The 23,459-nt window shown below is 64.4% G+C and carries 23 protein-coding genes; 14 read left to right on the top strand and 9 right to left on the bottom strand.

Features of this window, described 5'->3' with window-relative positions; all coding sequences use genetic code 11:
• Positions 1-74: 74 nt before the first annotated feature.
• Positions 75-494 (top strand): MarR family winged helix-turn-helix transcriptional regulator, encoded by a 420-nt coding sequence (locus QTI24_RS21140; RefSeq protein ID WP_286603138.1) that lies wholly within the window; start codon positions 75-77, stop codon positions 492-494.
• Positions 495-783: 289 nt separating this feature from the next.
• Here QTI24_RS21140 and QTI24_RS21135 read toward each other — a convergent pair whose 3' ends face one another.
• The gene (locus QTI24_RS21135; protein WP_286603136.1) at positions 784-2,043 is read right to left on the bottom strand and encodes a fatty acid desaturase family protein; all 1,260 of its coding nucleotides are present in this window, start codon (positions 2,041-2,043) and stop codon (positions 784-786) included.
• A gap of 61 nt (positions 2,044-2,104) precedes the next feature.
• Between QTI24_RS21135 and QTI24_RS21130 the strand changes: the two genes are divergently transcribed.
• Together QTI24_RS21130 and QTI24_RS21125 are read left to right on the top strand one after the other, a co-directional pair.
• Positions 2,105-3,136 (top strand): GlxA family transcriptional regulator, encoded by a 1,032-nt coding sequence (locus tag QTI24_RS21130; RefSeq protein WP_286603135.1) that lies wholly within the window; start codon positions 2,105-2,107, stop codon positions 3,134-3,136.
• Positions 3,137-3,541: 405 nt separating this feature from the next.
• Entirely contained in the window at positions 3,542-5,176 is a 1,635-nt protein-coding gene (locus QTI24_RS21125) for an AMP-binding protein (protein ID WP_286603133.1), read from the top strand.
• Positions 5,177-5,346: 170 nt separating this feature from the next.
• On the opposite strand, the gene QTI24_RS21120 is transcribed toward QTI24_RS21125, so the two are convergent.
• Together QTI24_RS21120 and QTI24_RS21115 are read right to left on the bottom strand one after the other, a co-directional pair.
• On the bottom strand, positions 5,347-6,096 hold the full coding sequence (locus QTI24_RS21120; RefSeq protein ID WP_286603132.1) for a Mut7-C RNAse domain-containing protein: 750 nt from the start codon (positions 6,094-6,096) through the stop codon (positions 5,347-5,349).
• 31 nt (positions 6,097-6,127) lie between these two features.
• The gene (locus QTI24_RS21115) at positions 6,128-6,607 is read right to left on the bottom strand and encodes an aminoacyl-tRNA deacylase (RefSeq protein ID WP_286603131.1); all 480 of its coding nucleotides are present in this window, start codon (positions 6,605-6,607) and stop codon (positions 6,128-6,130) included.
• 161 nt (positions 6,608-6,768) lie between these two features.
• On the opposite strand from QTI24_RS21115, the gene QTI24_RS21110 reads away from it, so the two are divergent.
• A complete protein-coding gene (locus QTI24_RS21110) occupies positions 6,769-8,352 on the top strand; it encodes an MFS transporter (protein WP_286603130.1) in 1,584 nt (527 codons plus the stop codon).
• A 115-nt stretch (positions 8,353-8,467) separates the two neighbouring features.
• Positions 8,468-9,019 carry an RrF2 family transcriptional regulator gene (locus QTI24_RS21105; RefSeq protein WP_286603129.1) on the top strand — a complete coding sequence of 184 codons (552 nt, stop codon included), beginning with the start codon at positions 8,468-8,470 and terminating at the stop codon, positions 9,017-9,019.
• A 47-nt stretch (positions 9,020-9,066) separates the two neighbouring features.
• Here QTI24_RS21105 and QTI24_RS21100 read toward each other — a convergent pair whose 3' ends face one another.
• On the bottom strand, positions 9,067-10,287 hold the full coding sequence (locus tag QTI24_RS21100) for an NnrS family protein (RefSeq protein WP_286603127.1): 1,221 nt from the start codon (positions 10,285-10,287) through the stop codon (positions 9,067-9,069).
• Entirely contained in the window at positions 10,280-10,684 is a 405-nt protein-coding gene (locus QTI24_RS21095; RefSeq protein ID WP_286603125.1) for a group III truncated hemoglobin, read from the bottom strand. The genes QTI24_RS21100 and QTI24_RS21095 overlap by 8 nt, the downstream gene beginning before the upstream one ends.
• 167 nt (positions 10,685-10,851) lie before the next feature.
• Here QTI24_RS21095 and QTI24_RS21090 point away from each other — a divergent pair, with 167 nt between their 5' ends.
• Positions 10,852-11,181, top strand: coding sequence for a cupin domain-containing protein (locus QTI24_RS21090; RefSeq protein ID WP_286603124.1), 330 nt, complete (start codon positions 10,852-10,854; stop codon positions 11,179-11,181).
• Positions 11,182-11,286: 105 nt separating this feature from the next.
• Here QTI24_RS21090 and QTI24_RS21085 read toward each other — a convergent pair whose 3' ends face one another.
• Together QTI24_RS21085 and QTI24_RS21080 are read right to left on the bottom strand one after the other, a co-directional pair.
• Positions 11,287-12,807 (bottom strand): tripartite tricarboxylate transporter permease, encoded by a 1,521-nt coding sequence (locus tag QTI24_RS21085; RefSeq protein WP_286603123.1) that lies wholly within the window; start codon positions 12,805-12,807, stop codon positions 11,287-11,289.
• A 15-nt stretch (positions 12,808-12,822) separates the two neighbouring features.
• On the bottom strand, positions 12,823-13,314 hold the full coding sequence (locus QTI24_RS21080; protein ID WP_286603122.1) for a tripartite tricarboxylate transporter TctB family protein: 492 nt from the start codon (positions 13,312-13,314) through the stop codon (positions 12,823-12,825).
• Positions 13,315-13,532: 218 nt separating this feature from the next.
• Between QTI24_RS21080 and QTI24_RS21075 the strand changes: the two genes are divergently transcribed.
• Together QTI24_RS21075 and QTI24_RS21070 are read left to right on the top strand one after the other, a co-directional pair.
• Positions 13,533-13,952 carry a MarR family winged helix-turn-helix transcriptional regulator gene (locus tag QTI24_RS21075; protein WP_286603121.1) on the top strand — a complete coding sequence of 140 codons (420 nt, stop codon included), beginning with the start codon at positions 13,533-13,535 and terminating at the stop codon, positions 13,950-13,952.
• 288 nt (positions 13,953-14,240) lie between these two features.
• A complete protein-coding gene (locus QTI24_RS21070) occupies positions 14,241-14,465 on the top strand; it encodes a hypothetical protein (RefSeq protein ID WP_286603120.1) in 225 nt (74 codons plus the stop codon).
• 351 nt (positions 14,466-14,816) lie between these two features.
• Here QTI24_RS21070 and QTI24_RS21065 read toward each other — a convergent pair whose 3' ends face one another.
• Positions 14,817-14,978, bottom strand: coding sequence for a DUF1059 domain-containing protein (locus tag QTI24_RS21065; protein WP_286603118.1), 162 nt, complete (start codon positions 14,976-14,978; stop codon positions 14,817-14,819).
• A 347-nt stretch (positions 14,979-15,325) separates the two neighbouring features.
• Here QTI24_RS21065 and QTI24_RS21060 point away from each other — a divergent pair, with 347 nt between their 5' ends.
• Positions 15,326-16,330, top strand: coding sequence for an adenylate/guanylate cyclase domain-containing protein (locus QTI24_RS21060; protein ID WP_286603116.1), 1,005 nt, complete (start codon positions 15,326-15,328; stop codon positions 16,328-16,330).
• A gap of 643 nt (positions 16,331-16,973) precedes the next feature.
• Here QTI24_RS21060 and QTI24_RS21055 read toward each other — a convergent pair.
• On the bottom strand, positions 16,974-17,789 hold the full coding sequence (locus QTI24_RS21055) for a DNA-binding transcriptional regulator (protein WP_286603115.1): 816 nt from the start codon (positions 17,787-17,789) through the stop codon (positions 16,974-16,976).
• A 124-nt stretch (positions 17,790-17,913) separates the two neighbouring features.
• Here QTI24_RS21055 and QTI24_RS21050 point away from each other — a divergent pair, with 124 nt between their 5' ends.
• From QTI24_RS21050 to QTI24_RS21030, 5 genes are read left to right on the top strand one after another with little or no spacing between them, the layout of a single operon-like run.
• The gene (locus QTI24_RS21050) at positions 17,914-18,906 is read left to right on the top strand and encodes a Bug family tripartite tricarboxylate transporter substrate binding protein (protein ID WP_286603114.1); all 993 of its coding nucleotides are present in this window, start codon (positions 17,914-17,916) and stop codon (positions 18,904-18,906) included.
• 18 nt (positions 18,907-18,924) lie between these two features.
• Positions 18,925-20,700 (top strand): FAD-dependent oxidoreductase, encoded by a 1,776-nt coding sequence (locus tag QTI24_RS21045; protein ID WP_286603113.1) that lies wholly within the window; start codon positions 18,925-18,927, stop codon positions 20,698-20,700.
• Entirely contained in the window at positions 20,700-21,650 is a 951-nt protein-coding gene (locus QTI24_RS21040; protein WP_286603112.1) for a 3-carboxyethylcatechol 2,3-dioxygenase, read from the top strand. Before QTI24_RS21045 ends, QTI24_RS21040 begins: the two co-directional genes overlap by 1 nt.
• A gap of 15 nt (positions 21,651-21,665) precedes the next feature.
• Positions 21,666-22,454, top strand: a complete 789-nt coding sequence (gene mhpD / locus QTI24_RS21035) for a 2-keto-4-pentenoate hydratase (protein WP_286603110.1) — start codon at positions 21,666-21,668, stop codon at positions 22,452-22,454.
• Positions 22,455-22,506: 52 nt separating this feature from the next.
• On the top strand, positions 22,507-23,457 hold the full coding sequence (locus QTI24_RS21030; protein WP_286603109.1) for an acetaldehyde dehydrogenase (acetylating): 951 nt from the start codon (positions 22,507-22,509) through the stop codon (positions 23,455-23,457).
• The last annotated feature ends 2 nt before the right edge of the window (positions 23,458-23,459 follow it).

Raw genomic sequence — 23,459 nt, 5'->3', positions numbered from 1 at the left:
TGACGGCACGCACCTCGACCCCCTCGCATGAGCCCGCCTCGCATTCCGCTCGTGGAGGTCTGGAGGACGAGCGCATGCGCCGGCTTCTCGGCTACAGCCTCGTGCAGGCGGCGATCCCGACGACCAACCTGTTCCTCAAGAATGTCGGCGAGCCCTTCGATCTCCGCCGGGCTGAATATTCGTTGCTGGTGCTGGTAGACGCGAATCGCGATGTAGGTCCGAAGCAGCTCGCACGTGCGCTCGGCGTGTCGATGCCGTATCTCACAGTGACACTGGACCGGCTCGAAGCGCGCGGCCTGCTGGGTCGCAGCCGCAGCGAGGTCGATCGACGCTCCCAGCATGTGCGGCTGACGCGCAAGGGCGCCGATCTGGTCAAGAGGGCGGAAGCGGTGGCGATGTCGATGGAAAAGGAACTCCTGAGCCATCTGACGCCGGGCGAAGGCGCTTTGCTCTTCGAGTTGCTCCAACGCGTGGCCTCGCAACGACGCGCCTGAGTTAGGCACCATCTGCCGATATTCTGCTCAAGCGTTTCCGTGCGCGTTGCAAGCGCGCGCGACGGTTGTTTCTGCGCCTGAGCGGCCGCCAGGCACAAGCTCATAGCGATTTGGTTGGCGAGTCGCGCAGGACGCTTCATTGGCGCGGAAGGTCATTCCTTGGATGGTCGGCACTCCTTGCCAATCGGAAGGCCTGACTTGCGCATCGGGGTAGCAAAGTTCCGCAGAAAGTGAGGCATCTCGTTCAGGTCCTTGTAGGAATTCCGCCCGACGGACGCGAGGCGAGGCGTCAGGGGTCCGAGTGCTTCAATTTGCGCAGTTGCCCCTCCGAATGGTGAAGTTCCTTCCGCAGTTCTCGGATTTCTTTCTCCCGCCTCTCAGTGTTCGCTGCCCGTCTCTGCTCGGGGGCAAGCGTCTCGCAACGAGACTGCACCGCGGCCAGCGCCTGAGCTGTGACAGCCGGGCTTGAATCGAGGACGGGCTGGCAGGTGCGGATGCAGCGGGCGGCAAGGCCGTCGGAATGGGTCGCCAGAAGGAAACCATGCAGCGCGATGTCGGGACGCGGCCTGCCGACGAGGCTCCTTATGACCTCGGCATAGCCTCCAGCCACGTGGGCTTGCTCCAAGGCGCCCTTGTCCCGCAGCAGCCGGTGCAGGCGCCGGAGGTTGTACGAGGGCACAGTCGGTGCCAGATGGTGCTCGACGTGGTAGTTGACGAAGTTGGGCGCAAACAGCATGCGCTCCCACCACCCCGCATGCACCGTCCGGGTGTTGGACCAGATGTCTTGGCTCATGGTGCCGGGCAGCGCGCCATGTTCGGCGGCGTTGCGAACGCGGCTGACCAGCATGTAGACGGTCAGCCAAGTGGCTGGCCACAGCAGATAGGCGATCGGGTGACCACAAGCCCACAGCATGGCGAGCGCCGCCGCGTGCACCAGCAGGATGCGGCGGGCATTCCACAGCAGGTGGCGCACGCTGCGCTTTCCCGGACCATCGCCACCCACTTCTGTGGGTTCGACACTCTGCTTCTTGTAGGCATAGCCGAAACGCAGCTTTTCGGGCTCGGCATGGGCGTACAGCACGACCAGCGTGGCCGCCGCCTTCAGGCCAGTGAGGCCGATCAGATCGCGCAAGACCTTGCGCGCCAACGAGGCCCGGCTCACCGGGTAGCCACGGTAGTTGGGCAGGTCCGGATCGTCGACGGTGCCGGTCTTCACATGGTGGGTCATGTGATAGCTGCGATAGACCGACAGGTCGGCGAAAACCGGCGCGGCGCACAGCCATTGCCCGATCCAGTCGTTCAACGGGCGTGAGGGCGTGAAGGAGCGATGCGCGCACTCGTGCATCAGGATGCCCAGTCCCAGCTGGCGACCGGCCAACACAAGCATGGCCAGCGCCACGGTTGCAACGCCCGGCCAGGCGACGACGACGGCAAAGCTGGCCACGATCAGGCTCCAGTTGACCAGCAGCATCCAGATGGCCTTCCAGCTGGACTTGCGCTGCAAGTTCAGCAGCTCTTCGCGGTTCAGCAGCTTGCGTACGTCATTCATGGGTCATCCAATGTCGATCTCGATGCCCGATTGAAGCAGAGCAAGTGCAGAATTTGTTGGCATGAAGCGCCAGATACATGACATGAACGCAGGCACGCTAGATGGCCCGGTGCGCGCTGCCATCGTGCTTCCAGACCGGCCCTGGGCAGGCTCGGTGCTGTTGGTGCGCGACCTGCTCCAAGCCGCCGGCACCTTGGCGACGCGCAGTGACGACATTGCCGCAAGCGCGCTGTTCGACGTGCGCCTGGTCGCGCGCAGCAGATCGCCGGTCATCAGCTTCGGGGGTCTGCCACTGGCGCCGGACCTGACGCTGAAGCGAACCGGCGACTTCCGCGTGGTGGTCGTTCCCGCCCAGTTCGCGCCGGCGGTCGAGACGACCGAAGACGATGCAGCGTACGGCGAATGGCTGCGACAGCAGCACGCGCGTGGCGCATTGCTGATGAGCTTCGGCGGCGCACTTCTGCTGGCCAAGTCAGGCTTGCTCGATGGGCGGGCGGCCACCGGTCTGCTGAGCGAACGAGCAATCATCCAGCGCCGTTTTCCAACGATCCGCTACCAGCCCTCACGCCGGATCGTGGCCGCACCGGACATCGTCACGGTCTGCGGCATCGGCCCCACGGTCGACGCCTGTGCCCACCTGATCGAGCGATTCTTCGGTATGCCGCGCGCCCGTCGCTTTCTGCGTCATACCAGCACCGAGGCGCTGCCTGCCGACAACAGGCTCGCGCTGTGGAGCGCGCCGTACAAGGCCCACGGTGACGCGCAGGTGCTGGCGGTGCAGGAGGTGCTCGAGCGCGAGTTGGATCCGGTGCCGAGCCTGGCCGCGCTGGCGCAGCACGTCGGCTTGAGCGAGCGCAGCCTGTCGCGCCGCTTTGCCGACGCCGTCGGATTCAATGTGCGCCAGTACGTGGCGAACCTGCGGCTGGAACACGCCGACCATCTGCTCGTTTCGACACGTCTGCCGCTGGCGCATGTGGCGCGCGAGTGCGGCTATTCGAGCGCCAGCGCCCTGAGTCGGGCCTTTGCCAAGATGCGCGGCAAGGCGCCCCGTCGCCACCGACTCGATCATGCGGCCTGGCATCAGCGACGTTGATCCGACGCCCCGCCGCATCCAGCGGAGCGATCGCGATGTGAACCACTGACGCTGCACTACTGGGATATTTCATTCCCTCATCGTCTTGACGCGAGTCGACTCGCGCATGGGCCGTTTCGGCTTGGAGGATTGGCAGAGATTCACCCGAATCTGTCGGAGTGCAACCTAGGCGTGACCCCCCCGGATGTCTACATTCGATCTCCAACGATGCAGTGCCGACTTGAGCGCCGCCAAGTCACTGGAGACAACGCGAACGACACCATGGATGCGTTGCGCCCAGCGACCGTCGACGGCGCGAACGACCGGGTCGCGCATCGTCGCTAAACAGCAGGCATGGCGGCAATGTTCGCGAACGTCGAGACCTTCGAACCTACTTCAAATCATCAAGCCATCAAGGAGACAAAGATGAATCAACGCCCCTGGGTCCAGTCGTACGGCGACATTGCGCCGCACATCAACCCCGACGCTCACGGCTCGATCGTCGAGTTGCTCGAGCAGGCCATGGTGCGCTACGCCGACAAGACCGCTTTCCGCTCGTTCGGCCAGAGCCTGAGCTTCCGCGATGTCGACAGGCTGTCCGCACGCTTCGCAAGCTATCTCCAACGCGAGCTCGGCGTGCGCAAGGGCGACCGCATCGCGGTGATGATGCCCAACCTGGCAGCCTTCCCGGTCGTCTTCCTGGGCATCGCACGCCTGGGTGCGGTGCAGGTCAACGTCAATCCGCTCTACACACCGCGTGAACTCGCGCACCAGCTCAACGATGCGGGCGTGAAGATCATTGTCCTGTTCAATGGATCCACGCCGACGCTCGCCGAGGTGGTCGAGCAAAGCCCCGTCGTGCACATCATCACGGTCAGCCCCGGCGACGCTTTGCCGAAGCCGCTGCCCGGGCCCGCGCCCGATGCGAGGCTCGGGGCCGTCATGCCTCTGTCGGACATCCTGAACGAAGACAAGTCGTCCGACTACCAGGCCCCGGCGATCACCGGCGACGACCTGCTGTTCCTGCAGTACACCGGCGGCACGACCGGCCTGTCGAAGGGCGCCTGCCTGTCGCATCGCAACTTGGTGGCCAACACCGAGCAGTACAAGGCCTTCATGCACTCGACCATACGGCCGGGCGACGAAGTGGTGGTGACGGCCCTGCCGCTCTATCACATCTTTGCGCTGATGGTGAACTTCATCAGCTACTTCTCCGTCGGGGCCGAGAACTGGCTGGTGGCCAATCCGCGCGACATGGACGGCCTGATCGACACGCTCAAGCAGTCCCGCATGACGGTGTTCACGGGCGTCAACACGCTCTATGCGGGCCTGGCCGCGCACCCACGCCTGAAAGAAGTGGACTTCTCGAATCTGCGCCTGTCCGCCGGCGGTGGCGCAGCCGTGATCGAAGCCACGGCCGCACGCTGGAAGGACCTCACGGGCTGCCTGATTCTCGAGGGTTACGGACTCTCGGAAACGAGCCCGGTACTGTCGATCAACCCGCCGTCCGTCGGCAAGTTCTCCAACACGACGGGGTTGCCGTTGCCCTCGACGGACATCAAGCTGATCGACGACGCGGGCTGCGAGGTCACCCTGGGCGAGCCCGGTGAGATCTGCGCTCGCGGACCGCAGGTGATGAGCGGCTACTGGCAACAGCCCGAGGCCAACGCGGCCGCCTTCACGGCCGACGGGTACTTTCGCACCGGCGATGTCGGCGTCCTGGACGCGCAAGGATTCCTGAAGATCGTCGACCGCATCAAGGACATGATCATCGTCTCCGGATTCAACGTCTACCCGAACGAGATCGAATCAGTCGCGACCGCATGCCCCGGCGTGGCCGAGTGCGCGTGCGTGGGCGTGCCGGATGAGAAGACGGGCGAGGCCTTGCGCCTGTTCGTCGTGCAGGCGCCGGGCGCGACGCTGACCGAGCAGGATGTCATCGACCATTGCCGCGCATCGCTGGCCGGCTACAAGGTCCCCAAGCTCGTGCGCATCGTCGAGGCCCTTCCCAAGTCCACCGTGGGGAAGATCCTTAGGCGCGAGTTGCGGGACGTCGCCTAGCGCAACCGCCAACGGGCGCACGTCTTCGGGTGCGGTCGGCCCACGCTGCTGATGACGGGCGCGCCGGCTCGCCCCCGTGGTCGCGCCGATCAGTGCGCGTGTGAATGCCTGTGACTTGAGCGGCGCGAGTTGCAGAAGGTCTGCGCGCGGTCCTCCGCTTCCGGTCGATGTCATCCTTGCGCCGGCGTCACCAACTCGTCCACCATGGCGCGCATTCGCTGCCAATGCGAGCCCTCCCAGAAGACGCGCCTGCATGCATCGCATGTGCTGAAACGTTGGTAGCGTTCCCGCACCCTCTCCGGTAAGGACGAGGCGACCAGCGACTTGTCGATCTCGTGCAAGGGCGTGTTGCAGTCGAGGCATCGGGTGAACGGCCGCGCGCCGCGCGCGAGGTCGAGTCGATCAAAGACCTCGCGCAACTGTTGCGCGGACCGCAGCGCACGCACGTAGCAGCCATGCGTGATGCCCCGGCGCTTGAGCAGTTCTCGATCTCTCGTGAGCACGATGCGACCTTGCGCGCCAGCGATACGCTCGATCTCATCGTCGCGAAAGCGGTTGTCGTACAGCGTATCGAATCCGGTCATGCGCAGCAGGTGCGCGAGGCCACCCATATGCGCGTCAGCGACGAAACGGGTCACGCGCAATGCGCGCTCGCGCACGCGCAGCAGCGGCGTGATGTCGAGGGCTTCGAACTGTGGAAAGACCGATACCCTGTCGCCATCGTGCAGCAAGGTCTCGAAGCCGACCGACTCGCCGTTGACCAGCACCAAATCGACCTCGGTATGCGGAACGCCGAGCGCCTCGATCATGTGCTTGGTGGTCGCCATTCGTGCGCACCGGCAAGAGAACTCGCGCCCTCGCCGCTCACGCGCGAGGAAGTCATTCAACTCCTCGTAGAACCGGAAGGTCGCGGTGACCATCACTGCCGGTCAGTGCGCCCGTCACGCACCTTCAGAGCTCCGGCGTCTTGGAGAAGCTCCCGTGCGGCTGGCCACGCATCAGCGCACGGAACTGATCGTGCGACATCCGCAGCAGCCGCTCGTGATCGCCACCTTCCATGTAAACGACGTCATTGCTTTCAAGTTCGTCATCGACGATGGTCGGCAGCCCCCATGCCATTCCCACGGGCGGTATCGCGCCGGGGGCGCAGTCATCAAACAGCGCTGCAATCCGGGCCTCGCCGGCCAGCTTCAGTCTGTGGCGACCGACAAAGCGGGAGAACTCACCGAGCATGACCATCCTGTCGGCGGGAACGACGGCCATCACGCAGCCGTCTTCGTCCTCGAGGATGACCGATTTGGCCAGTTGACACGGGCTGACGTTGGCGCAGTGGGCGGTCTCCAGGCTGCTGTGGCTGTGTCCGTGCATGGAGACCTCATAGCGTGCACCACGCTGGTCGAGATAGCTGGACAGATGGGAAGGAATGGACATGGCAATCCCCCTTGTGCGCAAATACGGCGAGGTCGCCGTCCCCTCAGTTTGCACCCGCCGGCGGGGGATCGCAAATTCCTGGAGGCAACCGGCCACAGGCTCCGCGCAGGCTCAGCGGAAACCACCAGACGCTCAGCCCATAATCGGGCAAAGCCCCTTTGATGTCCGTCGCATCCCACTCCCTCTGGTCCCCCCTGCGTCTGCCCGCGTTCCGCGGCCTGTGGGCCGGCAGTGCCATCTATTTCACCGGGAACGCCATGCAGGTCATGGCGGCTTCGTGGCTCATGGTCGAGCTCACGGGCTCCTCTTTCCTCGCAGCGCTGGTGCAGACGGCCGTGTTCCTGCCAATGTTCCTGCTGGCACTGCCCGCAGGCGTGCTGGCCGACATCACCGACCGCCGGCGGCTGATCCTGAATGCGCTGGCCGTTCAGGTGGCCATCATCCTTGTCCTGTCCCTGCTGGCATTGACGGGGTGGGCGGGACCTGGGACCTTGTTGCTGTTCACCTTTTCCGCCGGCTGCTGCACGGCGCTGCTGTCGCCCGCGTGGAATACCAGCCTGGCGGACACCGTGCCGCGCGAGGACATGCCGCAAGCCATCACGGCGATGTCTATCGCCTGGAACAGTGCACGGGCATTGGGGCCGTCAATCGCGGGCTTCGTCTTCGCATGGCTCGGTGCGGGTTGGGTGTTCGTGATGGCGGCAGTGAGCGCACTGGTGATGATGCAAGCACTGCGGCGCTGGCCTCCTGCGCCGCATGCGCAATCCCCCCTGCCGGCGGAGCGCCTTTGGAGCGGCACCGTTGCGGGCCTGCGCTATGCAAGGCACTCGCCGATGATCCTGGCACAGTTGCTGCGCACCGTGGCCTACAGCGGTGCCGGCTCGGCACTGTGGGCCCTGTTGCCGGCCATCGCAGCGCAACAACTCAAATTGGGCGCCACCGGATTCGGGATCCTCATGGGATGCTTGGGCACTGGCGCGGTCGCGGCGGGCCTGGTGCTGGGCAGGTTGCGTGCGCGCATGGGGCTGGAGCGCCTCGTCGCAATGGGGTGCCTGGTTTTCGCGGCCGTGATGCTCATCGCTGCGTTCGTGCGCCTACCGGTCGTGGTCTTCGTGTCGCTTGCTGTCGGCGGCGCAGCCTGGATGGCGGTCATGGCCACCTTCAACACCGCCACGCAGTCCAGCGCGCCGCCCTGGGTCCGTTCGCGCGCCGTGGCACTGCACACGCTCAGCGCGCTCGGTTCGTTCGCCATCGGTTCGGCGTTTTGGGGCGCGCTTTCCGGTATTGCCGGGTTGGCGATTGCCTTGAGCATCGCCGCCCTTGCCATGACAGCAGGCCTGTTGCTCGCCCGCTGGCTGCCGTTGCGGATGGGCGATTCGCAGGAGGTCACACCCGTCACTCTCTGGAAAGACCTTTTCATCAAGGATCAGCCTCTTCCGGGAGACGGCCCGGTGTCGGTGGAGATCTGCTACTGCATCCGCGCCGGCGAGGCAGAGGAATTCTTGAATGCCGTCACCCAGCTGCGCGCTTCGCGGCGCCGCGACGGCGCCACGCTATGGCGCGTTTATCGAGACCTTGGCGATCCGTCGCGGTATATCGAGCGCTTCATCGTCGCCTCTTGGGCCGAATACTTGCACCAGCGCGCTCGGGCCACGCTGGCCGACGAGGAAGTGGAGGCTCGTGTACGGGTGTTCTTGCGCGATGGCGAGGCGGTGACGACCCAACACTACATCGCCGAGCGGTGATACCGAATTCCCGAATCGCCGGCCGATCTGCCGGACACTGCTCGCAATTCCACGAATCGGACTGGAAGCCGCCGCGACCGAGAGCAGGTCTAAAGCAATAGCTAAAATCGTTGTTATGCGCCTGACCCTCTTCACCGACTATTCGCTGCGTGTCCTGCTGGTCCTGGCCACCCGTACCGAATCGCTGGTCACCATTGCCGATCTCACCCAGGCCTACGGCATTTCGCAGGCGCACCTCATGAAAGTCACTCACATCCTGGGCAAGACCGGATGGGTTGAGACTGTGCGCGGGCGCAACGGGGGAATGAGACTGGCAATGCATCCGTCCAAGATCAAGATCGGGACGGTCGTTCGTCAACTCGAGAGCGACTTTGCCGTAGTGGAATGCTTCGGCGCCGGCAACCAGTGCGTTCTGACAGGCGGGTGCGAACTGGCGTCAGTCCTGGCCCGCGCGACTCAGGCGTTCCTCGATGAACTGGATCGCTACAGTCTGGCGGACCTGGCCAATGCCAGTCCCGCGCTCCTTGGGCTTCCCTTGTGGCAGGAAGTGACGTGGCGATCGAAGGTCAAGGATCCCACGGTGGCGATCGTGCCGGGCAAGACGGACGAGTTGTTGCGGCATTCGCCCGGCAAGCTTCCGGCACGCAAGAGGGCACGGGCGGCCTGATTCGGGCCGCGCACTTTTTTTCGGTGCGCGCAGTCGGGAGTCTGCGTTCAGCGCGAAGTGCGCAGCGCCGCAGGCGCGACGGCCCTGTCGGCGCGCGGGCGGATCATCATCGGAAAGAAGCGCCACAGGTAGAGCACGAAAGCCAGCAGCCACGCGGCTGCCGACGCATGCAGCGCGTCAGGCGCGATGTCCGTGGGCAGCAGCGCCACCAGGCGCAGTGCCGCAGCGAGGATCACCAGCGCATAGCTGATCACCATGGCGTGGTCCGTTTGCAGCGGACGGCCCAGATGACCGAGCGCGGTGCGGGTCACCATGCCGATGATGAGCACCGAGAACCCTGCCACGCCGATGACATGCACAGGCCACGCGGCGCGCACGATCCAGCCCATGGCGTGCGCTGCAGCCACGAGCAGTCCTGCCCCGAGCGCCGCATAGCCAACGTAGAGGATCCAGAGCAGTGGCGTGCGCCGCGTCGCCCACGGCCTCCAGGCCAGCACCTGAAACAGCGCGATACAGCCTGCCGCCGCCAGTGCGGCCGCCGTGACGGTGGGAACCCGCAGCAGGCTGCCAAACACTGCAATCACGCCAGCGCCGATCTGCCATTGGCCGCTGCGGGTATGCATCGGAATCGTCAGTCCCGGAATGGCGCGCATGGCAAAGAAGGGAATCACGCGGCGCGCCACCAACAGTGCGATCACGGCCATGCACAGCAAGCCCGCGTTGAGTCGCTGCAGCAGAAGAGCGTAGTCGCCTTGCAGGGCCGCCAGGAGGTAGAGTGCGTCAGCCACGCCCAGTCCCAGCACGAGCAGCGGCAGGCCGTAGTTGCGGCGGTTGCGCGCACCAACGATGGCTCTCCCCAATGCCGCTGCCGCCCAAGCGAAGAAGGCGAGTTCGCTGCAGGCGGCGACCCAGAACGCCAGCGCGCCGTGCACCAGGTAGCCGATGCGCGCGGCCGACCACAGCGCGAGGAGGATGCCGAGTGGGAGCCCCCGCAACGGATTGACTCCGGTCCAGTTGCTCGCGGCTGTCAACAAAAAACCTACGGCAATGGTGGCGATGAAGGCCCAGAGCATCTCATGCGCGTGCCACAGAACGCCGGGCAAGGTCGCCGCGAGGAGCTGCGGCGCGTACACCCAGAGCGCGATGGAGAACGCGGCCCAGAAGCAGCCGGCCAGGTACAACGGTCGAAACCCGAGTTCAAGAAATGCCTGCCATTGCGGCGACGGGCGCGCGCCTCCGGGTTCGGTGATGTGGAGCAGGTCAGTCATGCCGCAGGTCCGTCGGTGCAGTCCGCGGGCGGCGGCTCATCTGATAGCCGTACCAGAGGCTTTGGGCAATGCGCTGTGCCAGGTCGTACGCGTATTCGCCCATGGCCCGATTGGGTTGTGCGGAGGCCTCCTCGCGAAACAAGCGCAGCCAGCGCTCGAACAACTCGGCGCTCAGGTCGGACAGGGCCACATGCTTGGGCATGGGCGTGCCGTTGAAACGACGCGTGCCGCGCAAAATCGATGACCAGAAGTCCACCAGCTTCGCGAGATGGTGGTCCCAGTCTTTGATGTGGGCGTTGAAGATCGGCCCGAGCATTTCGTCTTGGCGCACCTTGACATAGAAGCCATGCACCATGTCTGCGATTTCCTGTTCGGTGCAAAGGTCGGGCGAGCGCAAGTGCTTCTCCAGTGATCAAGGCTGAGACGGCTTGCAGACAAGGCCGTCCACGACAGGGTTGCTCGGATTGATTGAAGTCATAAGATTACTATAAAATGAATCTTATACGCGACAGGCGGTCTTGTATAGCGTGTCGCGATCATTCATCTCAACATTGGGAACACGTCATGGCTTTGAAGCACGCTCGACTGCTGGAGGTGATCGATCTTCATGCTTCCGATGAAGAACGGGGTACGTCGGTAAGCAGCAGCCTACTCAAGACGGATCACCTGCAGTTGATGCAGGTGGTCCTGCCCGCGGGAGCAGGCCTGCCCGAGCATCAGGTCGCCGGCGAGATCACGATCCAGTGCCTTGTCGGGGAGGCGAAAGTGGTCACGCCGCGGCGAACCTGTCAGCTTGCTGTCGGCCAGTTGGTGGCCCTTCCAGGAGGGGAACCGCACGCCGTACAGGCGATTCGCGATGCAACGCTGCTGGTGACAGTGTTGCGCGATCGCTAGCCAACGGCCATGCCCTCGTAGTTCGCGACGAGGCCGAATTTCACATCGAGAGCCGCGTGCTGGGGCAGTCGTCCAGCGCGTGGGATCGAATGCTCAACCGTGAGCTCATCCGACCTCCTCGACGAAGGCTTCCTCGCGCTTGGATCGGATCGAAGGAGACAGCACGATCACCATCAGCAAGAGGGCGGCGATCAGCAGTCCCAGCGAAATCGGGCGTGTGACGAACACGCTCCAGTCGCCACGCGAGAGCAGGAGGGCCCGCCGCAGGTTCTCTTCCATCATCGGCCCGAGGATCAGGCCGAGCAACAGCGGAGCAGGTTCGCAGCCGAGCTTGATGAAGGCGTAGCCCACCACGCCGAAGATCGCGACCAGCCAGATGTCGAACACGTTGTTGTTGGTCGAGTACACGCCGATGGCGCAGAACAGCACGATCGCGGGAAACAGCCACTTGTACGGGATGGTCAGCAGCTTGACCCATAGGCCGATCAGCGGCAGGTTGAGGATCACGAGCATCAGGTTGCCGATCCACATCGACGCGATCAGGCCCCAGAACAGTTCGGGGTTGCTGGTCTTCACCTGCGGACCGGGCTGGATGTTGTGGATGGTCATGGCGCCGACCATCAGCGCCATCACGGGGTTCGGTGGAATTCCAAGGGTCAGCATCGGGATGAAGGAGGTTTGCGCGCCCGCGTTGTTGGCCGCCTCGGGACCAGCCACGCCGCGAATATTGCCCATGCCAAACGGCACTTCGCCCGGCTTGAGCTTGATCTTCTTTTCCAGCGTGTAGGCTGCGAAGGCTGACAACAGCGCGCCACCACCGGGCAGGATCCCGAGAGACGAACCCAGCGCCGTGCCACGCAGCACCGCGGGCGCCATGCGCCTGAGGTCTTCCCTGGTCGGGAACAGGCCAGACACCTTGGCCGTGAACACCTCGCGCTCCTCCTCCGGTCTCGCGAGGTTGGCGATGATCTCGCCGTAGCCGAACACCCCCATGGCGATCGCGATGAAGCCCAGGCCATCCGTCAACTCCGGGATGTCGAAGCAGAAGCGCGCCACACCGGAGTTGACATCGGTGCCGACCAGACCCAGGAGCAGCCCCAGCAGGATCATGCAGATCGCCTTGATCAGCGAGCCCGAGGCCAGAACGACCGCGCCGATCAGGCCCAGGATCATCAGCGAGAAGTACTCGGCAGGGCCGAACTTGAAGGCGATTTCGGTCAGCGGTGGCGCGAAGGCGGCCAGGATCAACGTGCCCACGCAGCCGGCGAAGAACGAGCCCAGTCCTGCAGCCGCGAGCGCGGGCCCGCCTCGCCCTTGCTTGGCCATCTGATGCCCGTCGATCACGGTCACCACGGACGAAGACTCACCGGGCAGGTTCACCAGGATGGCGGTGGTCGAGCCTCCGTATTGCGAGCCGTAGTAGATGCCGGCGAGCATGATCAGCGCGGCCACGGGCGGCAGCGCGTATGTGGCCGGCAGCAGCATCGCGATGGTGGCCGTGGGCCCGATGCCGGGCAGGACGCCGATCAGCGTTCCCAGCAGGCAGCCTATGAAGGCATACGCCAGGTTCTGCAGTGTCACTGCAGTGGCAAAGCCGATCGAAAGATTGGTGATCAGGTCACTCATGGTGCTGCCTCGCGCTCAACCGCTGATGAAAGTGGGCCAGACCTGAAACTGCAACTTCAGCCCGACGATGAAAGTGAGATAGCTGCCGATGGCCAGCACGGTCGCGAGGGTCATCGCCAGCTTCATCCTGAAATCGGTGCCCGCCATGCACGCCACGACGACGAGCGCGTAGATCGCGACGATCAGTCCCATGGCGGGCAGTCCCACGCTGCGCAAGCCCGCGAGGAGGATGCCGAACAGCACGTTGGCGCCAATGATGAAGCCAAGCGGCTTCCAGGCGATCTTGCCGATCGGGTCGCTGTCGCTCACCGGCTTCGCGGTGAGCGAGCCGCCGACCACCACCAGGCCCAACACGGCCAGCAGCGCACCGAGGATCAGCGGGAAGTAGCCCGGCCCCATGCGCGCGGCGCTTCCAACGTTGTAGCTGATGGCGCCCAGCGAGAACGCCACGCCGACCGAGGCGAACATGAGGCCGGAGACGAAGTTCTTCTTGCTCTTGATTTGCATAGGCAATCTTTCTTTCGATTCGGAAGGGACGCCACGCGCCAACGGAGAGCTTGGACGTGGCGCAGGGCGTCGTGCTGACCGGCGCGGTCGGTCGCGCCGGTCAGGTTGCGATCAGATAGATCATGTTATGACGTTAAATACATCATACTGTGAGTAAATACCCTTTGTCAGCCAAGTCGCTGGTACATTGACCTGGCCGAGTTCAATCAAAGTCGTCCATGCCCACCGTTCGAGGATCCATTGACAAGCAACGCTTCGAAGCCCTGTCGGACTTCAGGTTCAGACTTCGCAGCTTCCTTCGCCTCAGCGAGGACGCGGCGCGTGCAGAGGGCATCACCGTGCTTCAGTACCAGGTGCTGCTTCACACGCAAGGCTTCCCGGACCGGGAGTGGGCCTCGATCAGCGAGATTGCAGAGCGGCTGCAGGCCCAGCCACACGGGGTGGTTGCGCTGATCACGCGCTGCGAGGAAGCGGGTCTGGTCAGGCGCAAACCCAGCACCACCGATCGGCGCCAGGTGGAGGTTCATCTGCTGCCGGCAGGCCGCAAGAAGCTCGAGGTCCTCGCGGCCCACCTCGAGGAGCATGTCGCCGACCTGGCGGAGGTGGTGGCGTTCGCGCGCCGCACCCAGCTTTCCTGAGGGCCGCGGTCGGCCGCGGATTCAACCGGTCGTTCGGAACCGACCTTCATCGAGCCGCTGGCAGCAATGATGAAGCCTGGAGCGTGCGAACCCAAGGCTAAGGTGTCTTGACGTGGTACGAACGAAGCCCGCTACCTCGAGGGCTGTTGTACAAGATGAAGTTCATTGCCGGCAGGGTCAAGAAGCGTAGCGAGAATTCCGCCCGAAGGCGTGCAGTGCCTGCACCGGGACCAGTAGCAGCGGAACGTCGGGCAGGACAGGCACGAGTCGGCCGGCTTCGATGTCCTCTTGAAGCGCGAAGCGCATCATCTGCACGATGCCAAGACCATTGAGCGCCGCAATCCGGATCGGGCGGGGTGGGCGCGGGCAATCCGTTCGGGCGACCAAGCGCCCTTTTTCAGGATCTCCGCCATGCGCTCGCCGATCAGAGCGCAGGTGGCCATGGTTACGACGCCGGGGATGCGCGGCATGATGGAACTGTCGGCACGTGTGGCGCCAATTTCATTGGCGTAGTATCGCCTTCGCATTGAAATGAGAGGGCTGAGTGGCGATTAAAGAGGCCTCGAAGGAAAGCTCCCGCTCGGCCAGCCGTCCTAAACAACGTCCGAAATCGAAGATCCACAACGTCGCGCTCCGTGGCTGCAGGCCTTGCTCGCACGTCATCTCCGGAAGGCCGCGTTCTGCCACATTTGCCCCAGTGTCGCCAGATGGGAGGATTTGGCGCCTGATGTTTGCGAATATTCGCAAGCTGCGCGCTTACCGGCCGTCGACCACACCCTCTTCCCGAGGGGAAGCGGGCACGGGTGGCGCACGAACCGAGCAACGCCGCAGGCCAAAGTCGCAGCGCGTCCTGTTCGCCAAGGCCTAATCGTCTTCCTCTGCCATGCCTAGAATGTCCTCGTTCGAGAGCCGCGCCAACAGCTCTGGGTGATCACGAGATAGATGTTCCTTGACGGCCGCGAGGAGTTCTTCATCGCTGTTGCCACGAACGACCTCTCCGCATTCGCAGTTGATGACCTTTCGCATGGCGATCTCCTTTCATTGAACATGGAGGCATTGTGGCCGGCCAGGAAATCCATAACCTTGGCGAAACCTTGGCGCCCAGTCCTGCGACGAGGATTCAACTTTGCGGCCGCCTCACCGTGCGAATTGAGGGCCGAAGGATCGAAGATGACCTCCCCGGTCGCCAGGGACGGCTGCTGTTCGTTTACTTGGCGGCGCACCGTGCGCGCCCGTCATCACGGGCCGAACTCATATCGGCCCTTTGGCCAAACCGGCCGCCGACGGCGAGCGACACGGCGCTCAGCGCTCTGCTAACGAAGCTCAGGTCGGCCCTCGGCCCAGGAATAGTTGGCGGAAAGCCGGACGTTCGGATGACGCTGCCATCAGATGCCTGGGTCGATCTCGAAGCGGCTACCGAGGGCCTGCATCGCGCGACCTCTGCGGTTTCCCAGCAGGATTGGGCTCGGGCCTGGGGGCCCTCCAGGGTCGCGCTTCATATTGCCCAAAGGGGCTTCCATCAGGATCACGACGCCCCTTGGGTGGAAGACATCCGAAGGAGGCTCGAAGACGTGTTGGTTCGAGCGCACGAGTGCGTCGCAGCGATCGGACTTGGACTGTCCGGGTCGGAACTTGCGTCGGCCGAGCGCTCCGCCCGCGCTTTGATCAAACTCGCGCCGTACAGGGAGAGCGGTTATCGGTACCTCATGGAGGTTCTCGCGACCCAAGGGAACGTCGCTGAAGCGCTGTTGACCTATGAACAGTTGCGGCGACTGCTCAGAGAGGAACTGGGCGCATCGCCGGGCCACGCGACGGAGACGCTTCACAGGCAGCTGCTGCAGGGGCATGGCGTGTCGCGGGGAGCGCTGGTCCGAGAGCTGCAAACTGTGCTGTTCACCGACATCGTCTCTTCAACGGAGCGCCTTGCGGCCTTGGGTGATCACGCCTGGCGAGAGCTCTTGGCGGAACATCATGCGATCGTGCGTCAAGAACTCGCACGCTTCGATGGCCGCGAGATCGACACGGCGGGGGACGGCTTCCTGATCGCACTGGACAACCCGGCCGAAGCTATGGGCTGCGCCTGCGCGATCATCAAAAGCGTGTCGGTTCTGGGCATCACCATCAGGGCTGGCGTCCATACGGGCGAGTGTGAAGTGCTGGACGGAAGGATCAGCGGCATCGCCGTTCATGTGGGGGCGCGGATTGCTGCGTTGGCCGGTCCCAACGAGTTGCTCGTATCGTCGACCGTCAAGGACCTTACCGCGGGCTCTGGCATCGGATTTGAGGATCGGGGCGCGCATACGCTTCGTGGCGTGCCTGGCACATGGCGAACCTTTGCGGTCGATCTCGATTCGGTCCCGCGGCGTTCGGAACCGTAGCGTTTGGGCGCGGGCCCCGGCGGCGAGTGCACCAACCCAAGGCCGATCAACTCAACGTTGCCGGCGCCAGCCAGCGAGGTCATCCGCTGAGCGTCAGCCGCCGCGAATGTGAAGCCGCCTCGGACTTCAATCTTTTGTCAACAGCCTTGCGTTCGCTGAGAGAGGTTCGCGCTAGCGGCATCAAGGTCAGCTTCCGATGCAGAAGGTGAAGTTCGGGCCGCGAGGTTGAAGGTCACGAGAGGGCCCTGGACGCCATTTCGCGACATTGGGGAGCAGCCGTTCAAGTGCGACGTGGTCCTGGTTGTCCGTTGCCTCCAACGTTCCGACCGCTGTCGCCTACCCGGATTTCCTCGATGATGCCGGCGAAGGTCAAGTTCCAAAGGAGACCAGCCGGTCGCCGAGGAAAGCGCGGATGTCAGCTATCGGCGATCTCCGTCGTTCGCCAGAGAAATACGACTGGCTGCAACCAGTCTTTTTCTGCCGTAGGCCCTTGTGGTTCGGTCGACGCTGATCGGCCACTTCCGGTCGGTCGCGCGCCGAGTTGCTACGGCCGGTCTCTGACGCCAACCTGCCGTCGAGGACGGAACTGGTTGTAGGCACGTCAGGATGAAGGGTTTACCCGTAATCCATAGATGCGTCATGGTCAGCCACGTGGGGAACTCGCCACGCCTTCGGAGATTTCGTCCGCCAAGGTGCGCAGCAGGGGCACATACCGCGTGGCGATCTCTCGATCAGTCACGGCGTTGTTCTGCAGGACCAGATTGATCGCGCCGATTGCATGCTCCCCGATCCGTATGGGAAAGCCCACGGCCGTCACGCTGGCCTCGGTCAGCCACTCGCCTCTATTCATCGCATAGCCGCGCCTGCGCGTTTCCCGTAGGACCCGCTTCACGTAGGCGCTGTCGCGCGCCATTTCTCCAATGGCGTCGGTGCGTCCCTGTAGCAACGACAGCGTCGCTTCTCGCTCTTCGTCCGCGCACCAGGTCATCCACGCCCGTCCGAGCGAAGAAACCAGCATGGGGATGCGAATACCGATCGTCGCACGGTGCTGTGACAGCATGCTCACGCGGTGGGTGGATTCGCGCACGATCATGAATCCCCCGTCGGGCGTGGCCAGATCGCTCGGCCACGAGAGCGCTCGCAGGTGCGCGCGCATGGCCGGCGCGGCCACCTGGTCTATCCAGTCGGCGCCCACGTATCCCTCGGACAAACGCCTGACTTCAAAGCCCAAGGCATAGGACAACCCGTCGTCCTTGTGATGTACCAAGCCTTCGGTTTTCAGCGTCTCGAGCAGGCGCTTCACGGTCGTGCGGTGCAGCCCGGTGATGCGAGCCAGTTCGACCACCCCGCCGATGCCACCGGGCATCGCGTTCAGGGCGCGCAGCACCGCCAACCCGCGGCTTAGCCCGCGCACTTCCCGATAGAGAGATGGGTCGCCAAAGCTGGTGGACGTGGGCATGAGCCGGCCTCTTTTCGGTGCACTGTGTGCACGGACTATACGGCGCGGGGGGCCGCTCAGACACTGCAAAGCATCCGCAGCGAATGCGATCACCGAATCCTCAACACCTGTATCTGGAGACAAGATGACCATCACCCGCCGTGCCCTTTGCACCCTTGCCGCACTGGGCTTTGCCGCCAATCCATCGTGGGCGCAGGAGTGGCCTGCCAAGCAGCCGATTCGCATCATCGTGCCGTACCCCGCCGGCGGTAACGCCGATTCCGCAGCGCGCGCCGTGGCCGAGACGGCGTCGGCCACCCTCAAGCAGACGATCATCATCGACAACCGCCCTGGCGCGTCCTCGATCATCGGCACCGAAGCGGTATCAAGGGCGCCAGCGGACGGCTACACCATCGGCGTGGTGTCGGACTCCCACGCCATCAACCAGGCGATGGCGAAGCTGCCGAAGGCGGCCGACGTTCTTGGCGCCAAGGTGCCTTACGACGCGATCAAGGACTTCGTTCCGGTCTCCGGGATGATCATCGTGCCGCTGGTTTTGGTGGTGAACCCGAAGATCCCGGCGCGCACCGTCAAGGAACTGGTCCAACTGTCCAAGGACCGCAAGAGCGCGGGCCTGAACTTCGGAACCATGGGAACGGGAAGCCCATGGTCCATCCACATGCACCAGTTGCACAGCCTGACCAGCGGTGACTTCGTGGACGTGCCCTACAAGGGCTTGGCGCCTGCCGCCACGGACCTGCTCGCCGGACAGATCGACACCATGGTCATGCCGGTCCACTACGCGCAGCAGTACATCAAGGCCGGCAAGCTACTTCCGATCGCAACTCTGGGTGCGCAGCGCCATCCGCTTCTCCCCGACGTACCGACGCTGGCGGAGAGCGGATACCCGGGCTTGTCGATCTCCAACTACCTCTTCTTTGTCGCCCCGGCCGGGACCCCCCAAGCCATCGTGGACCGGCTGGGCCGCGAGTTCAACGCCGCACTCAAACAGCCGGCGATGAAGGACAAGCTCGGCGTCTCGGGCGACCCCTACCCGGCCGAATCCGCCGAACTGTCGGCACGTGTGCGTCGCGACATCGACACCTATGGCGCCGTCATCCAGGCAACCGTCAAGTAACTCAGCAGGAAGAAAATCATGACTCGACCCGACGAATATCAGACCGACGTGCTGGTGGTGGGCACCGGCCCGATGGGCGCGACGACCGCCCTCGCACTGGCAAGCTATGGCGTGCGCGTGCACGTGGTCAACCGCTACAACTGGACGGCCAATTCCCCACGGGCGCACATCACCAACCAGCGCGCCATGGAGGTACTGCGCGACCTCGGCGTCGAGCAGGAAGCAAGGCGCGATGCGACCCCTTGGGAATGGATGGGCGACACGCTCTTCACGACGAGCCTTGCCGGACCGGAAATTGCCCGGCTGCGCACTTGGGGCACAGGCGACGAACGCATCGGCGACTACCTGCAGGCCAGCCCTTGCCCGATGATGGACTTGCCGCAGGACAAGATGGAGCCGCTGCTGGTCAAGAACGCCGTCCAGCGCGGCGCCGTCTTCTCGTTCAACACCGAGTACCTGGGCCATGAGCAGGACGCCACCGGCGTGACCGTGATGTTGCGCGACGTTCTCAGTGGTCGCGAATACCAGGTGAGGGCGCGCTACCTCGTGGGTGCAGACGGCGCCAAATCGAAAGTGATGGACGACGCGGGCCTGAAGGTCGAGGGGCAACTGGCGCGCGCTGCGACGGCCTACGTGCTGTTCACTGCCGACCTGACGCGCTACGTTGCGCACCGGCCCAGCATCCTCTACTGGATGGTGACTTCCGATGCTTCCTTCGGCGAAATCGGCATGGGGCTGTTGCGCGCCATCGAGCCATGGAAGCAATGGATCGCAGGCTGGGGCTTCGACATGACGAAGGGCGAGCCTGACTTCTCACCAGAGGAAATCAAGCGCAAGGTGCGCGTCCTCGTGGGCGATCCGGATCTGGAGATCAAGATCGACAGCACGTCGGTCTGGTACGTCAACCAGGCCCATGCGCCTATCTATTCGTCCGGCCGCGTGTTCTGTGGTGGCGACGCGGTGCACCGCCATCCCCCATCGAGTGGTCTGGGCTCGAACACCTGCATGCAGGATGCTTTCAACCTTGCCTGGAAGCTGGCGTTCGTGGTCAAGGGGCATGCCGGCGAGGAGTTGCTGGACTCATACACGGTGGAGCGCGCACCCGTCGGCGCGCAGATCGTGACGCGCGCCAACCAATCGAGGCTGGACTATGCGCCGCTCAACCAGAGCTTCCGCGATGCGGATGCACCGGATCCCCTCGCGGCGGGCATCAAGGAACTTGCCGATCCGGGGCCGGCGGGCGTCGCCCGACGCGCCGCATTGGCTGAGGCGCTGAAGCTGAAGAACTACGAGTTCAATGCGCAGGGCGTCGAGCTCAACCAGCGATGCGTGTCTGCGGCCGTCGTTCCCGAGCCCGATGCGGCCGAGGAAGTCTGGAAGCGTGACCCGCAACTTCACGTCCAGCCGACGACCCGCCCCGGCGCAAAGCTGCCGCATGCCTGGCTGGTGGGCCAAGACGGGCGCCGGGTGTCCACGCTCGATCTGGTTGGCAAGGGCAAGTTCTCACTGGTGACAGGCATCTCTGGCCAGGCTTGGGCGGACGCCGTGTACGAAATGGGCCTGCCGTTCCTGCGCAGCGTCGTGATCGGCGGCCCGGCTGCACAAGACGTTTACTGCAGTTGGCATGCAGTGCGTGAAATCGAGGAAGCCGGTGCGCTGCTGGTGCGTCCCGATGGCGTGGTGGCATGGCGCCAGCATGCCGGCGTGGCGAACGCCGCGCAGGCCAAAAAGGAGCTTGAACAGGCGCTGGCTTCGCTGCTCGGCCAGAAGTCACGGGTGTCGGAGAAGGTGTGATGGAGCGCGCATTCCTCGGCATCTCGCATTCCCCGCTGATGGGGCTCAACCCCGTCGCGCCGGCGGTGGAGCAGGCACTGAAGGCCGCCATTGCCAGCGCACGCGAGCAGGTGCTGGCATTCGCACCGGAACTCGTCGTGCTGGTGGCGCCCGATCACTACAACGGCTTCTTCAATGAGCTGATGCCGCCGTTCTGCATTGGCACGCAGGCGCGTTCGGTGGGTGACTATCTGACGCCCGCTGGCAACCTCAACGTGGATACCGACGCGGCCGTGGCACTGGCCACGCGATTGATGGACGAGGACTTCGACCTCGCCGTCTCGCGCCGCATGCAGGTGGACCACGGCTTCGCACAGTCGCTGCAGCTTCTTTGGGGTGGCCTGGACACACCGCAGGTGCTGCCGATCTTTCTCAACGCGGTAGCCCAGCCCGGAATCCCGCGCCTGCGCCGCTGCCGTGCGCTGGGGCAAGCCATTGGCCGCTTTCTCGACAACGAGCCGCGGCGCACCCTGTTGATTGGCTCAGGGGGCCTCTCGCACGAGCCGCCTGTACCAACACTCTCCCACCCGGACGCGGCTGTTCGCGAACGCATCACCCACCGAAGCGAGCCGACGCCCGCAGAGCGCGAGGCCAAGACGCAGCGCGTGATGGCCGCCGGCCTTGCGCTGGCGGCGGGCGACAGCGCCATGAAGCCGATCAACCCGGAATGGGACCGTCGTTGGATGGATGGGCTGGTCGAAGGGGCTGCCGGGCTCGACGCGCTGTGCGCAATGAGCGAAGACAGCATCGAAAAGGAGGGTGGTCTGTCGGCTCACGAGTCCAAGAGCTGGCTCGTCGCGCGCAGCGCCCTCACCGTGGACCGCCCGCTCACCTGCACCTTGCGCCACTACCAGGCCATTCCCGAATACGTCGCTGGCTTCGGCCTCATGTTGCTAAAGCAACCCAACTGAACAGGAGCAATACAAATGGACCCCCGCATCGAACAGTGGGCCGAGCGTTTGCGCATGGCCGAGGCTCAACGAGAGCCGATCGCCCCCTTGCGCGACGAACTCGGCACCGACTCGGACGGCAGCCTCGCCTACGCCATCCAGCAGGCCAATGTCGCGCATGCCGTGGCGCAGGGCCGCCGCGTTGTGGGCCGCAAGATCGGGCTGACGTCGCCCGCGGTACAACGCCAGCTTGGCGTCGATCAGCCCGACTTCGGCACCTTGTTCGCCGACATGCTCTATGGCGACGACGAGGAAATACCGCTCTCGCGCACGCTGCAACCCAAGGTCGAGGCCGAGGTCGCGCTGGTACTCGAACGTGACCTGCTGGCCGCCGACACCACGCTGGTAGAACTGATCGGCGCCACGGCCTACGTACTGCCGGCCATCGAGATCGTGGGCAGCCGCATCGCCAACTGGAACATCCGATTTGCCGACACGGTCGCCGACAACGCCTCCAGCGGTCTGGTTGCGCTCGGCGGCGTGCCCACGAAGCTCAACGGCCTCGACCTCAAGTTGTGCGGCATGTCGATGGTGCGTGGCGACGAGACGGTGTCGAGCGGAAGCGGAGCGGCGTGCCTGGGCCATCCCCTCAACGCCGCCGTCTGGCTGGCACGCAAGTTGGCCTCGCTTGGCCAACCGCTGCGCGCGGGGGATCTCGTCCTCACGGGCGCCTTGGGACCGGTGGTGCCCGTCATGGCCGGCGACCACTTCGAGGCACGCATTGAAGGAGTGGGCAGCGTGCGCGCGCGCTTCTCCGCAGCATGAGCCATCGCACCGCATCCATCGCAGCAGTCGCTACACCCAACAAGGAACATTCATGACCCGCAAACTTAAAGTCGCCATCATCGGAAGCGGCAACATCGGCACAGACTTGATGATCAAGATCCTGCGCCATGGCCGCCACATCGAAATGGGCGCAATGGTCGGCATCGACGCCGCGTCCGACGGCTTGGCACGTGCTGCGCGCATGGGCGTGGCCACCACTCACGAAGGCGTGGAAGGTCTCTCGCGCCTACCCGTTTTCGACGACATTGACATCGTCTTCGATGCCACCTCGGCCGGCGCGCACATCAAGAACGACGCCTTTCTGCGCAGCCTCAAGCCGGAGGTCCGCCTGGTGGACCTCACGCCCGCGGCGATCGGCCCCTATTGCATTCCCGTGGTGAACGGCCAGGCGCACCTTGACGCGCCCAACGTCAACATGGTCACGTGCGGCGGCCAGGCCACCATCCCGATGGTTGCTGCCGTCTCCCGTGTGACGAAGGTTCACTACGGCGAAATCGTCGCCAGCATCTCGAGCAAGAGCGCCGGCCCCGGCACCCGCGCCAACATCGACGAGTTCACCGAGACCACGTCCAAGGCCATCGAGGTGGTCGGCGGCGCTGCCAAGGGCAAAGCCATCATCGTGCTGAACCCGGCCGAGCCGCCGTTGATGATGCGCGACACCGTCTACACACTGAGCGACTTCGCGGATGAGGACGAAATCGCCGCGTCAGTCGAGCGCATGGCCGCCGACGTGCAGGCTTATGTGCAGGGCTATCGCGTCAAGCAGCGCGTGCAGTTCGATCGAATCGAGGCCGAACGCCCGATCCGCATTCCCGGCGTCGGTGCCCGCATGCACGGGCTGAAGACCTCCATCTTCCTGGAGGTGGAAGGCGCTGCGCACTACCTGCCTGCTTACGCCGGCAACCTCGACATCATGACCAGCGCCGCCTTGCGCACCGCCGAATCCATGGCCGAGCGGATGCTCGCCGCCGTGCCAGCCTGAAG

Source organism: Variovorax sp. J22P240 (assembly GCF_030316855.1).
Taxonomy (GTDB): domain Bacteria; phylum Pseudomonadota; class Gammaproteobacteria; order Burkholderiales; family Burkholderiaceae_C; genus Variovorax.
Note: the sequence above shows the minus strand (reverse complement) of the source record. Positions and strands in the feature narration are given on the sequence as shown.